The organism is Shigella sp. SIG3, from assembly GCF_053555855.1.
The window spans coordinates 1-16817 of sequence record NZ_JBQZXE010000082.1; the positions used below are offsets into that span (position 1 = coordinate 1).

Consider the following 16817-nt stretch of genomic DNA (forward strand, 5'->3'; position numbering starts at 1 on the left):
CACCGGGCTTGGCACCATTACCGCCGCTAATACTGTTACGGTGCGCAGCCGCGTGGACGGTCAACTGATGGCGTTACATTTCCAGGAAGGCCAGCAGGTCAAAGCAGGCGATTTACTGGCAGAAATTGACCCCAGCCAGTTCAAAGTTGCATTAGCACAAACCCAGGGCCAACTGGCAAAAGATAAAGCCACGCTTGCTAACGCCCGCCGTGATCTGGCGCGTTATCAGCAACTGGCAAAAACCAATCTCGTCTCCCGTCAGGAGCTGGATGCCCAACAGGCGCTGGTCAGTGAAACCGAAGGCACCATTAAGGCTGATGAAGCAAGCGTCGCCAGCGCGCAGTTGCAACTCGACTGGAGCCGCATCACCGCACCAGTCGATGGTCGCGTTGGTCTCAAGCAAGTTGATGTTGGTAACCAAATCTCCAGTGGTGATACCACCGGAATTGTGGTGATCACCCAGACGCATCCTATCGATTTAGTCTTTACCCTGCCGGAAAGCGATATCGCTACTGTAGTGCAGGCGCAAAAAGCCGGAAAACCGCTGATGGTAGAAGCCTGGGATCGCACCAATTCGAAGAAATTAAGTGAAGGCACGCTGTTAAGCCTCGATAACCAAATCGATGCCACAACCGGTACGATTAAAGTGAAAGCACGCTTTAATAATCAGGATGATGCGCTGTTTCCCAATCAGTTTGTTAACGCGCGCATGTTAGTCGACACCGAACAAAACGCCGTAGTGATCCCAACAGCCGCCCTGCAAATGGGCAATGAAGGCCATTTTGTCTGGGTGCTGAATAGCGAAAACAAGGTCAGCAAACATCTGGTGACGCCGGGCATTCAGGACAGTCAGAAAGTGGAAGTGGTGGAAGCCCAGAGCGCCACCACTCCGGAAGAGAAAGCCACCAGCCGCGAATACGCGAAAAAAGGAGCACGCTCCTGATGCAGGTGTTACCCCCGAGCAGCACAGGCGGCCCGTCGCGCCTGTTTATTATGCGTCCTGTCGCCACCACGCTGCTGATGGTGGCGATCTTACTCGCCGGGATTATCGGTTATCGCGCCCTGCCCGTTTCGGCGCTGCCGGAAGTGGACTATCCGACCATTCAGGTGGTCACGCTCTACCCAGGTGCCAGCCCGGATGTCATGACCTCTGCCGTTACCGCGCCGCTCGAACGCCAGTTCGGGCAGATGTCTGGCCTGAAACAGATGTCGTCGCAAAGTTCCGGCGGTGCGTCAGTTATCACTTTGCAGTTCCAGCTAACATTACCGCTCAATGTCGCCGAGCAGGAAGTGCAGGCCGCGATTAACGCTGCGACCAACTTGTTGCCGAGCGATCTGCCTAACCCGCCGGTTTACAGCAAAGTGAACCCGGCAGATCCGCCGATCATGACGCTCGCCGTCACCTCAACCGCCATGCCGATGACGCAAGTGGAAGATATGGTGGAAACCCGCGTCGCGCAGAAAATCTCGCAGATTTCCGGCGTCGGCCTGGTGACGCTTTCCGGCGGTCAGCGTCCGGCTGTTCGCGTCAAACTTAACGCTCAGGCGATTGCCGCCCTCGGCCTGACCAGCGAAACCGTGCGCACCGCCATTACCGGCGCTAACGTTAACTCGGCAAAAGGTAGCCTCGACGGCCCTTCCCGTGCGGTCACGCTTTCCGCGAACGACCAGATGCAATCCGCCGAAGAGTATCGCCAGCTAATCATCGCCTACCAGAACGGCGCGCCAATTCGTCTGGGCGATGTAGCAACTGTAGAGCAAGGTGCAGAAAACAGCTGGCTCGGCGCGTGGGCGAACAAAGAACAGGCCATTGTGATGAATGTTCAGCGCCAGCCCGGTGCTAACATTATCTCCACCGCCGACAGCATTCGGCAGATGCTGCCACAGCTCACTGAGAGTCTGCCGAAATCGGTGAAGGTGACAGTGCTTTCCGATCGCACCACCAATATCCGCGCATCCGTCGATGATACTCAGTTTGAATTGATGATGGCTATCGCGCTGGTAGTCATGATTATCTACCTGTTTTTGCGCAATATTCCGGCGACCATCATTCCCGGTGTTGCTGTACCGCTGTCGTTAATCGGCACTTTCGCGGTTATGGTGTTTCTCGATTTTTCAATCAATAACCTGACACTGATGGCGTTAACTATCGCCACCGGATTCGTGGTCGATGACGCCATCGTGGTGATCGAAAACATTTCCCGCTATATCGAAAAAGGCGAAAAACCGTTGGCGGCGGCGCTCAAGGGCGCAGGTGAAATCGGCTTTACCATTATCTCGCTGACCTTCTCACTGATTGCGGTGTTGATCCCACTGCTGTTTATGGGCGATATCGTCGGGCGACTGTTCCGCGAATTTGCTATTACCCTGGCGGTAGCGATTTTGATCTCAGCGGTGGTGTCGCTGACCCTGACACCGATGATGTGCGCGCGGATGCTCAGCCAGGAGTCGTTGCGTAAACAGAACCGCTTCTCCCGTGCCTCGGAAAAAATGTTCGACAGGATAATCGCCGCCTATGGTCGTGGACTGGCGAAAGTGCTGAATCATCCGTGGCTGACCTTAAGCGTGGCACTCAGCACGCTGCTGCTTAGCGTGGCACTCAGCACGCTGCTGCTTAGCGTGCTGCTGTGGGTGTTCATTCCGAAAGGTTTCTTCCCGGTACAGGACAACGGCATTATTCAGGGCACTTTGCAGGCACCGCAATCCAGCTCCTTTGCCAATATGGCCCAGCGACAACGCCAGGTCGCGGACGTGATTTTGCAGGATCCGGCAGTGCAAAGCCTGACCTCATTTGTTGGCGTTGATGGCACTAACCCGTCGCTGAATAGTGCACGTTTACAAATCAACCTCAAACCGTTGGATGAACGTGATGATCGGGTGCAAAAAGTCATCGCCCGTCTGCAAACGGCGGTAGATAAAGTGCCGGGCGTCGATCTCTTCCTGCAACCAACGCAGGACCTGACCATCGATACTCAGGTCAGCCGCACCCAGTACCAGTTTACCTTGCAGGCCACGTCACTGGATGCGCTCAGTACCTGGGTGCCACAGTTGATGGAAAAACTCCAGCAACTGCCACAGCTTTCTGATGTCTCCAGCGACTGGCAGGACAAAGGGCTGGTGGCGTATGTCAATGTTGATCGCGACAGCGCCAGCCGTCTGGGGATCAGCATGGCGGACGTCGATAACGCCCTGTACAACGCGTTTGGTCAGCGACTGATTTCCACTATTTATACTCAGGCTAACCAGTATCGCGTGGTGCTGGAGCACAATACCGAAAATACCCCAGGCCTCGCGGCGCTGGATACCATTCGCCTGACCAGCAGCGACGGTGGCGTGGTGCCGTTAAGCTCAATTGCCAAAATTGAGCAGCGTTTTGCGCCGCTTTCCATCAACCATCTGGATCAGTTCCCGGTAACAACCATCTCCTTTAACGTGCCGGATAACTATTCGCTGGGCGATGCGGTGCAGGCGATTATGGACACCGAAAAGACGCTGAATCTGCCGGTGGATATCACCACGCAATTCCAAGGCAGCACCCTCGCCTTCCAGTCGGCGCTGGGCAGCACTGTCTGGCTGATTGTCGCGGCGGTGGTGGCGATGTATATCGTGCTCGGCATTCTGTACGAGAGCTTTATTCACCCGATCACCATTCTCTCGACGCTACCCACCGCAGGGGTCGGCGCGCTGCTGGCATTAATGATTGCCGGTAGCGAACTGGATGTGATTGCGATTATCGGCATTATTTTGCTGATCGGTATTGTGAAGAAGAACGCCATCATGATGATCGACTTCGCGCTGGCTGCTGAGCGCGAGCAAGGCATGTCGCCGCGCGATGCAATCTACCAGGCTTGTCTGTTGCGTTTTCGTCCGATCCTGATGACCACCCTGGCGGCTCTGCTTGGCGCGCTGCCGCTGATGTTGAGTACCGGGGTCGGCGCGGAACTGCGTCGTCCGTTAGGTATCGGCATGGTCGGCGGTCTGATTGTCAGCCAGGTGCTGACGCTGTTCACCACGCCGGTGATTTATCTGCTGTTCGACCGCCTGGTATTGTGGACCAAAAGTCGCTTTGCTCGCCATGAAGAGGAGGCGTAAGTGAAGTTTTTTGCCCTCTTCATTTACCGCCCGGTGGCGACGATTTTACTGTCGGTCGCCATTACCCTGTGCGGCATACTGGGTTTCCGTATGCTGCCGGTCGCCCCGCTGCCGCAGGTCGATTTTCCGGTGATTATGGTCAGCGCCTCGCTGCCCGGTGCGTCGCCGGAGACAATGGCGTCTTCCGTTGCCACGCCGCTGGAGCGCTCACTTGGGCGCATTGCCGGGGTTAGTGAAATGACCTCCAGCAGTTCGCTCGGCAGCACGCGCATTATTTTGCAGTTTGATTTTGACCGGGATATCAACGGCGCAGCGCGTGATGTGCAGGCGGCGATCAACGCTGCACAAAGTTTGCTGCCCAGCGGGATGCCCAGCCGCCCGACCTATCGCAAAGCGAACCCGTCGGATGCGCCAATTATGATCCTCACGCTGACATCCGATACTTATTCGCAGGGTGAACTGTACGATTTCGCCTCGACGCAGCTGGCTCCGACGATTTCGCAAATCGACGGTGTCGGTGATGTCGATGTCGGTGGCAGCTCGCTGCCCGCCGTGCGCGTCGGGCTGAACCCGCAGGCGCTGTTTAATCAGGGCGTGTCGCTGGACGACGTACGCACTGCCATCAGCAATGCCAACGTGCGTAAACCGCAGGGGGCGCTGGAAGATGGCACTCACCGCTGGCAGATCCAGACCAACGATGAACTGAAAACCGCCGCTGAATATCAGCCGCTGATTATTCACTACAACAACGGCGGCGCGGTTCGTCTGGGCGATGTGGCGACGGTGACTGACTCAGTGCAGGATGTGCGCAACGCCGGGATGACCAACGCCAAACCGGCTATTTTACTGATGATCCGCAAACTGCCGGAAGCCAATATTATCCAGACGGTAGACAGCATCCGGGCAAAATTACCAGAGTTGCAGGAGACCATTCCGGCGGCGATTGATCTGCAAATTGCCCAGGATCGCTCCCCCACCATTCGCGCCTCGCTGGAAGAAGTCGAGCAAACGCTGATTATCTCGGTGGCGCTGGTGATTCTGGTGGTCTTTTTATTCCTGCGCTCGGGTCGCGCCACTATTATTCCCGCCGTTGCGGTGCCGGTTTCGCTGATTGGTACGTTTGCGGCGATGTACCTGTGCGGATTCAGTCTCAATAATCTTTCGCTGATGGCGCTCACCATTGCTACTGGTTTCGTGGTGGATGACGCCATTGTGGTGCTGGAAAACATTGCCCGTCATCTGGAAGCGGGGATGAAACCACTACAGGCCGCGCTGCAAGGTACTCGCGAAGTCGGCTTTACGGTGCTGTCGATGAGTCTGTCACTGGTGGCGGTGTTCCTGCCGCTGCTGTTGATGGGCGGATTGCCGGGCCGACTGTTACGCGAGTTTGCCGTGACGCTTTCTGTCGCCATTGGTATTTCGTTGCTGGTTTCCCTGACGCTAACGCCAATGATGTGCGGCTGGATGCTAAAAGCCAGCAAGCCGCGTGAGCAAAAGCGACTGCGTGGTTTTGGCCGCATGTTGGTAGCCCTGCAACAAGGCTACGGCAAGTCGCTGAAATGGGTGCTCAATCATACCCGTCTGGTGGGCGTGGTGCTGCTTGGCACCATTGCGCTGAATATCTCGATCCCGAAAACCTTCTTCCCGGAGCAGGACACCGGCGTACTGATGGGTGGGATACAGGCGGATCAGAGTATTTCGTTTCAGGCGATGCGCGGCAAATTGCAGGATTTCATGAAAATTATCCGTGACGATCCGGCAGTGGATAATGTCACCGGCTTTACCGGCGGTTCACGAGTTAACAGTGGGATGATGTTTATCACCCTCAAGCCACGCGACGAACGCAGCGAAACGGCGCAGCAAATTATCGACCGTCTGCGCGTGAAGCTGGCGAAAGAACCGGGGGCGAATCTGTTCCTGATGGCGGTACAAGATATTCGCGTTGGTGGGCGTCAGTCGAACGCCAGCTACCAGTACACGTTGTTATCCGACGACCTGGCGGCACTGCGCGAATGGGAGCCGAAAATCCGCAAAAAACTGGCGACGTTGCCGGAACTGGCGGACGTGAACTCCGATCAGCAGGATAACGGCGCGGAGATGAATCTGGTTTACGACCGCGACACCATGGCACGGCTGGGAATCGACGTACAGGCCGCCAACAGTCTGTTAAATAACGCCTTCGGTCAGCGGCAAATCTCGACCATTTACCAGCCGATGAACCAGTATAAAGTGGTGATGGAAGTGGATCCGCGCTATACCCAGGACATCAGTGCGCTGGAAAAAATGTTCGTTATCAATAACGAAGGCAAAGCGATCCCGCTGTCGTATTTCGCTAAATGGCAACCGGCGAATGCCCCACTATCGGTGAATCATCAGGGATTATCGGCGGCCTCGACCATCTCGTTCAACCTGCCGACCGGAAAATCGCTCTCGGACGCCAGTGCGGCGATCGATCGCGCAATGACCCAGCTTGGTGTGCCTTCGACGGTGCGCGGCAGTTTTGCCGGCACGGCGCAGGTTTTCCAGGAGACGATGAACTCGCAGGTGATCCTGATTATCGCCGCCATCGCCACGGTGTATATCGTGCTGGGTATCCTTTACGAGAGTTACGTACATCCGCTGACGATTCTCTCCACCCTGCCCTCGGCGGGCGTTGGAGCGCTGTTGGCGCTGGAGCTGTTCAATGCCCCGTTCAGCCTAATCGCCCTGATAGGGATCATGCTATTAATCGGCATCGTGAAGAAAAACGCCATTATGATGGTCGATTTTGCGCTTGAAGCCCAACGGCACGGTAACCTGACGCCGCAGGAAGCTATTTTCCAGGCCTGTCTGCTGCGTTTTCGCCCGATTATGATGACCACCCTGGCGGCGCTGTTTGGCGCGCTGCCGCTGGTATTGTCGGGCGGTGACGGCTCGGAGCTGCGGCAACCCCTGAGGATCACCATTGTCGGCGGTCTGGTGATGAGCCAGCTCCTGACGCTGTATACCACGCCGGTGGTGTATCTCTTTTTCGACCGTCTGCGGCTGCGTTTTTCGCGTAAACCTAAACAAACGGTAACCGAGTAAATGACAGATCTTCCCGACAGCACCCGCTGGCAATTATGGATTGTGGCTTTCGGCTTCTTTATGCAGTCGCTGGACACCACCATCGTAAACACCGCCCTTCCCTCAATGGCGCAAAGCCTCGGGGAAAGTCCGTTGCATATGCACATGGTCATTGTCTCTTATGTGCTGACCGTGGCGGTGATGCTGCCCGCCAGCGGCTGGCTGGCGGACAAAGTCGGCGTGCGCAATATTTTCTTTACCGCCATCGTGCTGTTTACTCTCGGTTCACTGTTTTGCGCGCTTTCCGGCACGCTGAACGAACTGTTGCTGGCACGCGCGTTACAGGGCGTTGGCGGTGCGATGATGGTGCCGGTCGGCAGGTTGACGGTGATGAAAATCGTACCGCGCGAGCAATATATGGCGGCGATGACCTTTGTCACGTTACCCGGTCAGGTCGGTCCGCTGCTCGGTCCGGCGCTCGGCGGTCTGCTGGTAGAATACGCGTCGTGGCACTGGATCTTTTTGATCAACATTCCGGTGGGGATTATCGGTGCGATCGCCACATTGATGTTAATGCCGAACTACACCATGCAGACGCGGCGCTTTGATCTTTCCGGCTTTTTATTGCTGCCGGTTGGCATGGCGGTATTAACCCTGGCGCTGGACGGCAGTAAAGGTACAGGTTTATCGCCGCTGGCGATTGCTGGCCTGGTCGCAGTTGGCGTGGTGGCACTGGTGCTTTATCTGCTGCACGCCAGAAATAACAACCGCGCCCTGTTCAGTCTGAAACTGTTCCGCACTCGTACCTTTTCGCTGGGCCTGGCGGGGAGCTTTGCCGGACGTATTGGCAGTGGCATGTTGCCCTTTATGACACCGGTTTTCCTGCAAATTGGCCTCGGTTTCTCGCCGTTTCATGCCGGACTGATGATGATCCCGATGGTGCTTGGCAGCATGGGAATGAAGCGAATTGTGGTACAGGTGGTGAATCGCTTTGGTTATCGTCGGGTACTGGTAGCGACCACGCTGGGTCTGTCGCTGGTCACCCTGTTGTTTATGACTACCGCTCTGTTGGGCTGGTACTACGTTTTGCCGTTCGTCCTGTTTTTACAAGGGATGGTCAACTCGACCCGTTTCTCCTCCATGAACACCCTGACGCTGAAAGATCTCCCGGACAATCTGGCGAGCAGCGGAAACAGCCTGCTGTCGATGATTATGCAATTGTCGATGAGTATCGGCGTCACCATCGCCGGGCTGTTGCTGGGGCTTTTTGGTTCGCAGCATGTCAGCGTCGACAGCGGCACCACACAAACCGTCTTTATGTACACCTGGCTTAGCATGGCGTTTATCATCGCCCTTCCGGCGTTCATCTTTGCCAGAGTGCCGAACGATACGCATCAAAATGTAGCTATTTCGCGGCGAAAAAGGAGCGCGCAATGAAGTTCTGGCGACCCGGTATTACCGGCAAACTGTTTCTGGCGATTTTCGCCACCTGCATTGTCTTGCTGATCAGTATGCACTGGGCGGTGCGTATCAGTTTTGAGCGTGGCTTTATTGATTACATCAAACACGGCAATGAACAGCGATTACAGCTGTTAAGTGATGCGCTTGGCGAGCAGTATGCGCAGCATGGTAACTGGCGCTTCCTGCGCAACAACGATCGCTTTGTCTTTCAGATCCTGCGTTCATTTGAACACGATAATTCGGAAGATAAACCCGGCCCGGGTATGCCGCCGCACGGCTGGCGTACCCAGTTCTGGGTGGTCGATCAAAACAACAAAGTACTGGTTGGTCCGCGAGCGCCGATTCCACCTGACGGTACACGGCGACCCATTCTGGTCAACGGTGCGGAAGTGGGCGCGGTGATTGCCTCCCCTGTTGAGCGGCTGACCCGCAATACTGATATCAATTTCGATAAACAACAGCGGCAAACCAGCTGGCTGATCGTCGCCCTGGCAACGTTACTCGCGGCGCTCGCCACCTTTCTGCTGGCGCGCGGTTTGCTGGCACCGGTAAAACGACTTATCGATGGCACGCACAAACTGGCGGCGGGCGATTTCACTACCCGCGTAACGCCCACCAGTGAAGATGAACTGGGCAAACTGGCGCAAGACTTCAACCAGCTCGCCAGCACGCTGGAGAAAAACCAGCAAATGCGGCGCGATTTTATGGCCGATATTTCTCACGAACTGCGTACGCCATTAGCGGTGCTGCGCGGTGAACTGGAAGCCATTCAGGATGGCGTGCGCAAATTCACGCCGGAGACGGTGGCGTCTTTACAGGCGGAGGTCGGTACACTGACCAAACTGGTTGACGATCTTCATCAGTTGTCGATGTCTGATGAAGGCGCTCTCGCCTATCAAAAAGCACCGGTAGATTTGATCCCACTGCTGGAAGTGGCGGGCGGCGCATTTCGCGAACGATTCGCCAGCCGTGGCCTGAAACTGCAATTTTCCCTGCCAGACAGTATCACCGTATTTGGCGATCGCGACCGTTTAATGCAGTTATTCAATAACTTACTGGAAAACAGCCTGCGCTACACTGACAGCGGCGGCAGCCTGAAAATCTCTGCCGAGCAGCACGACAAAACGGTGCGCCTGACCTTTGCCGACAGTGCGCCAGGTGTCAGTGACGATCAGCTACAAAAATTGTTTGAACGTTTTTATCGCACCGAAGGTTCCCGCAACCGCGCCAGCGGCGGTTCCGGGCTGGGGCTGGCGATTTGCCTGAACATTGTTGAAGCCCATAATGGCCGCATTATTGCCGCCCATTCGCCTTTTGGCGGGGTAAGCATTACAGTAGAGTTACCGCTGGAACGGGATTTACAGAGAGAAGTATGACCGAGTTACCAATCGACGAAAACACACCGCGTATTTTGATCGTGGAAGATGAACCGAAGCTGGGGCAGTTGCTCATTGATTATCTGCGTGCTGCGAGCTATGCGCCGACGCTTATCAGCCACGGCGATCAGGTACTGGCGTATGTGCGCCAGACACCACCGGATCTGATCCTGTTGGATCTGATGCTCCCTGGCACCGATGGCCTGACATTATGCCGGGAAATTCGTCGTTTTTCCGATGTTCCGATCGTGATGGTGACGGCAAAAATCGAAGAGATCGACCGCCTGCTGGGGCTGGAGATTGGCGCCGATGACTACATCTGCAAGCCGTACAGCCCACGGGAAGTGGTAGCGCGTGTCAAAACCATTTTGCGCCGTTGTAAACCGCAACGCGAACTTCAGCAACAGGATGCCGAAAGCCCGTTGATTATCGACGAAGGTCGTTTTCAGGCTTCATGGCGCGGTAAAATGCTTGACCTGACGCCTGCGGAATTTCGTCTGCTTAAAACGCTCTCTCACGAACCAGGAAAAGTGTTCTCCCGCGAGCAATTGCTCAATCATCTTTATGACGACTACCGCGTAGTAACCGACCGCACCATTGACAGCCACATTAAAAATCTGCGCCGCAAGCTGGAATCTCTCGACGCCGAACAGTCATTTATCCGCGCCGTTTACGGCGTTGGTTACCGCTGGGAAGCCGACGCCTGCCGCATCGTTTAGTTTTAGCGACATTACTTTGTTAGCCGGAGATGGCGTTCAGACCCGATCCGGCAACATTATTCCACGCATGGTCAGCAAACTGACATTATCTCTCCGCCCTGGCAGGCATCAGAAAATCGCTCATACTTTAATCAGTAAACAGCACCTTTAGATGCTGTTTTCGATAAGCAATTTCAATCAAGGAGTCATTATGGCTGGTTGGTTTGAACTCAGTAAGAGCAGTGATAATCAGTTCCGGTTTGTGCTAAAAGCGGGCAATGGTGAGACTATCCTCACCAGCGAGCTGTATACCTCAAAAGCCTCTGCGGAAAAGGGCATCGCGTCGGTGCGTAGCAACAGCCCGCAAGAAGAGCGCTATGAGAAAAAAACGGCAAGCAACGGCAAATTCTATTTCAATCTGAAAGCCGCTAATCATCAAATTATCGGCTCCAGCCAGATGTACGCCACCGCGCAATCTCGTGAAACCGGAATTGCCTCCGTTAAAGCCAATGGCACAAGCCAGACGGTGAAAGACAATACGTAATTACGATGCCGGGCGTGGGTTGTTGGCGTCCGGCGCTTTACCAGATCCCCCCTACAGCGCTACAATGCCCGCCCTTAAAGTGGGGGCCTCCCCTAACCGCTTCATCAGGTGAAGCGGATCTGACCTGTCATCAGAACGAGAGAATTATGTTTAAACCGGAACTCCTTTCCCCGGCGGGAACGCTGAAAAATATGCGTTACGCTTTCGCTTATGGCGCAGATGCTGTTTATGCGGGCCAGCCGCGTTACTCCCTACGTGTGCGCAACAACGAATTCAACCACGAAAATCTTCAGCTCGGCATCAATGAAGCCCACGCGCTGGGGAAAAAGTTTTATGTCGTGGTCAACATTGCACCACACAACGCCAAGCTGAAAACCTTTATCCGTGACCTGAAACCGGTGGTGGAAATGGGGCCGGATGCGCTGATTATGTCCGATCCAGGGCTGATTATGCTGGTGCGTGAGCACTTCCCAGAAATGCCGATCCACCTCTCGGTGCAGGCTAACGCCGTGAACTGGGCGACGGTGAAATTCTGGCAGCAAATGGGACTGACCCGCGTGATCCTCTCTCGCGAGCTGTCGCTGGAAGAGATTGAAGAGATCCATAATCAGGTGCCGGATATGGAGATCGAGATCTTCGTTCACGGCGCACTGTGCATGGCCTACTCCGGTCGCTGCCTGCTCTCTGGCTATATCAACAAGCGCGACCCGAACCAGGGCACCTGCACCAACGCCTGCCGCTGGGAGTACAACGTCCAGGAAGGGAAAGAAGATGACGTTGGCAACATCGTACACAAGTACGAGCCGATTCCGGTGCAAAATGTTGAGCCGACGCTGGGTATCGGCGCGCCAACCGACAAAGTGTTTATGATCGAAGAAGCCCAGCGTCCGGGCGAGTATATGACCGCGTTTGAAGATGAGCACGGCACTTACATCATGAACTCGAAAGATCTGCGCGCCATCGCCCATGTAGAACGCCTGACCAAAATGGGCGTGCATTCGCTGAAAATCGAAGGTCGTACCAAATCTTTCTACTATTGCGCACGCACCGCACAGGTTTACCGCAAAGCTATCGATGACGCCGCTGCGGGAAAACCGTTCGATACCAGCCTGCTGGAAACTCTGGAAGGTCTGGCGCATCGTGGCTATACCGAAGGTTTCCTGCGTCGTCATACTCACGACGATTATCAGAACTACGAATACGGTTATTCAGTTTCTGACCGCCAGCAGTTTGTTGGTGAGTTTACCGGTGAGCGCAAGGGGGACCTCGCAGCGGTAGCGGTGAAAAATAAATTCTCCGTTGGCGACAGTCTTGAGCTGATGACGCCGCAAGGCAACATTAACTTTACCCTTGAGCACATGGAAAACGCCAAAGGCGAAGCTATGCCGGTCGCACCAGGCGATGGTTATACTGTGTGGCTCCCGGTCCCGCAGGATCTTGAGCTAAATTACGCGCTGCTAATGCGTAATTTCTCCGGGGAAACCACGCGTAACCCCCACGGTAAGTGATTAATTTCGATTATTTTTCCCGGATGGAAAATTCTTAGAAACCGATCACATACAGCTGCATTTATTAAGGTTATCATCCGTTTCGCTGAAAAACATAATCCATAAAATGCTAGCTGTACCAGGAACCACCTCCTTAGCCTGTGTAATCTCCCTTACACGGGCTTATTTTTTGTACATAAGCTGTAAAGAAGGATTGATCCCTGATAACCGTCTTCCATTGACCACATCGATAGAATCCCCCTTCATAGCACAATGCCTTTCACGTAACGGTATCGTGCTCGCCCAGGTTCCGGCTACGCACAGCCAGAACGCGCATGTTTGACGCTTACCAAAAAATATTCTCACTCTCCACATTTGAATGTCAGACGAGCGACGCCATGTAATCCTGCACCTTCTGTCTTCAGGTCAACTATCTGCATTTTTTTGCCCTGAGTAACACAGAAATGGGCTGCATCATTTTTTACTATATTTTCTGCACCAGATATTCTGCCCCTGGCTAAAGAAGCTTCGGCTTCGGTGTAGTATTGGTTATCGAGTTTACGCTGAATATTACTTTTATATGCAAGACCAAATTTACCGATACTTGTTTCATCATTATGCACAGCACAACCAGATATAAGAAAAATACTAATTAATGATATAGCAGCTATCTTTTTCATCTCACCTTCCCCCATTAAATACCAACGACACTCTCTAGTGTTTAAATATAATAATGGCATGATTATTATAATTGAATAGGATTATAATAAATGTTCTGTACAACATTTCCTACATAAGTAGGAATTACGGACATTGAGGCCCTTCAGGGTAACTCCATGGGGGCTTTAATATATTATATTGAAGATGCCACTGTTTAGTTGAATATTAGGTATATGCTCTTTTTTGAAATTTATAGGTGGCAGCCGTTAGTATTCGCTGTCCCCATTGCAAGCTCCTGGTGGTAACCACTGAATCCTCCATACTTGAACTGACTTTTTATCCTCCGACTTTCATCCTGTTCTGACTCCACCTTTTGTTTTCTGCTCTACACTATCTACAGACCAATCATAAAGGCACATACGATCATGGCAGAATTTCCCGCCAGCTTACTGATTCTTAATGGCAAAAGTACTGACAATCTACCCTTGCGCGAAGCAATTATGCTGTTGCGTGAGGAAGGAATGACGATCCATGTGCGGGTCACCTGGGAGAAAGGTGATGCCGCACGATTTGTAGAGGAGGCCCGGAAGTTGGGCGTCGCAACGGTGATTGCCGGTGGTGGCGATGGCACCATTAATGAAGTTTCTACGGCGTTGATTCAGTGTGAGGGGGATGACATACCCGCGCTGGGAATTTTGCCATTAGGAACCGCCAATGATTTTGCCACCAGTGTAGGGATTCCTGAGGCACTGGATAAGGCGCTGAAACTGGCAATTGCCGGTAATGCCATTGCGATAGATATGGCGCAGGTCAACAAACAAACCTGTTTTATTAATATGGCGACAGGCGGATTTGGGACGCGTATTACCACAGAAACGCCGGAAAAATTAAAAGCCGCGCTGGGTGGCGTCTCTTACATCATTCATGGCTTAATGCGCATGGATACTCTGCAACCGGACCGTTGTGAAATCCGCGGTGAAAACTTTCACTGGCAAGGTGACGCCCTGGTCATTGGTATTGGTAACGGGCGTCAGGCCGGTGGCGGTCAACAATTGTGCCCGAACGCGTTAATTAACGATGGCTTGCTGCAACTGCGCATTTTTACCGGCGATGAAATTCTTCCGGCTCTCGTATCAACCTTAAAATCTGACGAAGATAACCCGAATATTATCGAAGGCGCTTCGTCGTGGTTTGATATACAAGCCCCACACGAAATCACTTTTAATCTTGATGGCGAACCGTTGAGTGGGCAAAACTTCCATATTGAAATACTTCCGGCGGCGTTGCGTTGTCGATTACCACCAGATTGTCCATTATTGCGTTAATCAAACTATTCTCTCTTGAACCAGGGAGAATCCGTAATGCCGGATGCGGTGTAAACACCTTATCCGGCATACAGAACAATACTACACCGTAATTAATTTTACCCGTGTCTTCTGCAATGCCAATTTATCCACCTCTGACACAGCATCATCGGTAACAATAATGTCAATTTTTTCGATTGGCAGTACCTGATTAAAACCGCGACGATTAAATTTCGATGAATCGAGAACGGCAATCACTTTATTTGCGGCGGTGACCATCGCCCCGCTAATCGAATAACCTTCATTAAAGGTCGTAATACCATTAACCGCATCAATACCATCAGCACCGACAAACATTAAATCGGCATTAATATCCTGCAATGAACGCTCGGCAATGGAACCATGCATCGAGCGCGTTTTATGGCGGACCGTGCCACCACAGACGACCAGAGTAATGTCTTTATTTTCGGAAAGGGCAAACGCTGCCGGGAGACTGTTGGTAATCACCGTGATATTTTTAGCGGTCATTAATCCTTCGGCGATAAGCATTGTGGTACTTCCGCTGTCGAGAATAACGGTCATCCCTTCATGGATCATTTTGACTGCCGCCTGCGCTATTCTGTTTTTTGGCGCGCTGGCGAGCTGAAATCGCTCTTTAAACCCGACTTCCTGGGTCTCGGTTTCACTATTACCGGACATTATTTTCGCCGCACCGCCATGAAAGCGCGTAACCACGCCTTTTTGTTCGAGAAAGCGCAAATCGGCACGGATTGTCGCTTCCGAGGCAGCAAATACTCCCGCCAGATCCTGAACAAGCACGGTTCCCTGTTCATTCACTAATTGGATGATCTTATTCCTTCGCTCGAATGAATTCATCGTCATTTACCCATATTCAATTGTGGCTAGTGTAAACGAAGGGGGACCATTGGTGAATGATCTGTTTTGCACAATACCGGGCCAGCATCACGCTGGCCCGCGGTTTCATGGAATGAGCAACACTTTGCCCGGCATGGCATTACGAGCGATGTCACGCACCGCCTGGGTGAAGCTTTCAAAGCTTCCACGGTGAGCGATTAATGGATCCAGGCTTAACTTACGTTCTGTCAGCAACCGGCTCGCCGTTTCCCACTCCTGCCCCGGCCAAGGGCTGGAATAGTTCATCCAACTGCCGATAACCGTCAGCTCTTTACGCAATATTTTGCCAAACGTTGCCGATGTTAAATGCAGATCCTGATGCAACGTGCCCACCAGCGCCAGTTGGGCATGAGGACCGGCAATCTCTACCGCCAGTTCGACAGTTTGCGGTACGCCAGCCGTCTCGAGGATAAGCTGATTAAAGCGCAGTTCGCGTAAAACGCTCTGCATTTGCGGCGCGCTCATTTCGCTACTGTTAAATGTTTGCATCGCACCGAAAGATTTTGCCAGTGCCAGTTTTTCTGAGCTAATGTCGATCGCCGTCACACTCTTTGCTCCCAGCGCGACAGCGCACTGAATAGCCAGCAGGCCAATGGTTCCGGCACCAATAATAATAACGTTTTTATTCTCACAACCTTGCGCTAAATGAAAAGCATGCAGGCCAACGGTAATCGGCTCAATAAAAGCCCCATCCTCAATAGGCATATCCGTGGGTAGAGCAAAGACATTTTTTCGCTTAACGACAATATATTCAGCAAATCCACCATCACGCCGCGAGCCAATAAAATCATATTTTGCGCACTGGGAATAAAACCCTTTCAAACACTCTGGACAAGTAAAACAGGGTAATAACGGCACACAGGCAACCGCATCGCCAGGGTGTAAATCATCAACACCGGATCCCACCGCATCAATATAGCCGCTAAATTCATGGCCTAACGTTATTGGATAATAATGTGCACCATTTTTAAATATCCTGGGTAAATCGGAACCACATAAGCCCGAGCTGGCAATTTTTACCCGCACCTCATCCTGATGTTTAATTTCAGGAATGACGCTTTTTGCAACGCGCACGATACCATCAGTATCATTCACTACTGATTTCATAAAAACTCCTGATTGTTAAGGGGGATAACCCCCCCCTCAGGTAAAAATTATTCTGCGAGAACGGCTTTCTCTTGTTTAGTAAAACCACGCGCTCTACGCCAGGTCATGAAAATACCGGTCAGATAAAT

Annotated in this window: 13 protein-coding genes; 9 read left to right on the forward strand and 4 right to left on the reverse strand. The window is 53.0% G+C overall.

The window, feature by feature from the left end:
• The 8 genes from ACUU1I_RS14290 to trhP form a co-directional block, all read left to right on the forward strand.
• On the forward strand, window positions 1-943 hold a 943-nt coding region (locus tag ACUU1I_RS14290; protein ID WP_449144848.1), incomplete at its 5' end, for an MdtA/MuxA family multidrug efflux RND transporter periplasmic adaptor subunit.
• Window positions 943-4092 (forward strand): multidrug efflux RND transporter permease subunit MdtB, encoded by a 3150-nt coding sequence (mdtB, locus tag ACUU1I_RS14295; RefSeq protein WP_001197919.1) that lies wholly within the window; start codon window positions 943-945, stop codon window positions 4090-4092. The genes ACUU1I_RS14290 and mdtB, both read left to right, overlap by 1 nt.
• Window positions 4093-7158: a multidrug efflux RND transporter permease subunit MdtC gene (gene mdtC / locus ACUU1I_RS14300; protein ID WP_000667530.1), complete on the forward strand. Its 3066-nt coding sequence runs from the start codon at window positions 4093-4095 to the stop codon at window positions 7156-7158.
• On the forward strand, window positions 7159-8574 hold the full coding sequence (mdtD, locus tag ACUU1I_RS14305; RefSeq protein ID WP_447388958.1) for a multidrug transporter subunit MdtD: 1416 nt from the start codon (window positions 7159-7161) through the stop codon (window positions 8572-8574).
• Window positions 8571-9974: an envelope stress sensor histidine kinase BaeS gene (gene baeS / locus ACUU1I_RS14310; protein WP_000675135.1), complete on the forward strand. Its 1404-nt coding sequence runs from the start codon at window positions 8571-8573 to the stop codon at window positions 9972-9974. Before mdtD ends, baeS begins: the two co-directional genes overlap by 4 nt.
• Complete coding sequence (baeR, locus tag ACUU1I_RS14315; RefSeq protein WP_000137862.1) at window positions 9971-10693, forward strand: envelope stress response regulator BaeR; 723 nt, start codon at window positions 9971-9973, stop codon at window positions 10691-10693. Before baeS ends, baeR begins: the two co-directional genes overlap by 4 nt.
• Window positions 10694-10883: 190 nt before the next feature.
• Window positions 10884-11216: a YegP family protein gene (locus tag ACUU1I_RS14320; protein WP_000929408.1), complete on the forward strand. Its 333-nt coding sequence runs from the start codon at window positions 10884-10886 to the stop codon at window positions 11214-11216.
• Window positions 11217-11362: 146 nt separating this feature from the next.
• Window positions 11363-12724 (forward strand): prephenate-dependent tRNA uridine(34) hydroxylase TrhP, encoded by a 1362-nt coding sequence (gene trhP, locus ACUU1I_RS14325; protein ID WP_005049106.1) that lies wholly within the window; start codon window positions 11363-11365, stop codon window positions 12722-12724.
• A 341-nt stretch (window positions 12725-13065) separates the two neighbouring features.
• On the opposite strand, the gene yegR is transcribed toward trhP, so the two are convergent.
• Entirely contained in the window at window positions 13066-13383 is a 318-nt protein-coding gene (gene yegR, locus ACUU1I_RS14330) for a protein YegR (protein ID WP_001295425.1), read from the reverse strand.
• Between the two features lie 405 nt (window positions 13384-13788).
• Here yegR and yegS point away from each other — a divergent pair, with 405 nt between their 5' ends.
• Complete coding sequence (gene yegS / locus ACUU1I_RS14335) at window positions 13789-14688, forward strand: lipid kinase YegS (protein ID WP_000807346.1); 900 nt, start codon at window positions 13789-13791, stop codon at window positions 14686-14688.
• Window positions 14689-14769: 81 nt separating this feature from the next.
• Here yegS and ACUU1I_RS14340 read toward each other — a convergent pair whose 3' ends face one another.
• The 3 genes from ACUU1I_RS14340 to ACUU1I_RS14350 form a co-directional block, all read right to left on the reverse strand.
• Complete coding sequence (locus ACUU1I_RS14340; RefSeq protein ID WP_005105579.1) at window positions 14770-15543, reverse strand: DeoR/GlpR family DNA-binding transcription regulator; 774 nt, start codon at window positions 15541-15543, stop codon at window positions 14770-14772.
• A gap of 105 nt (window positions 15544-15648) precedes the next feature.
• Window positions 15649-16689, reverse strand: coding sequence for a galactitol-1-phosphate 5-dehydrogenase (gene gatD / locus ACUU1I_RS14345; protein WP_000844249.1), 1041 nt, complete (start codon window positions 16687-16689; stop codon window positions 15649-15651).
• 47 nt (window positions 16690-16736) lie between these two features.
• Window positions 16737-16817, reverse strand: an 81-nt coding sequence (locus ACUU1I_RS14350) for a hypothetical protein (protein ID WP_261653251.1), incomplete at its 5' end; no start/stop codon positions are given.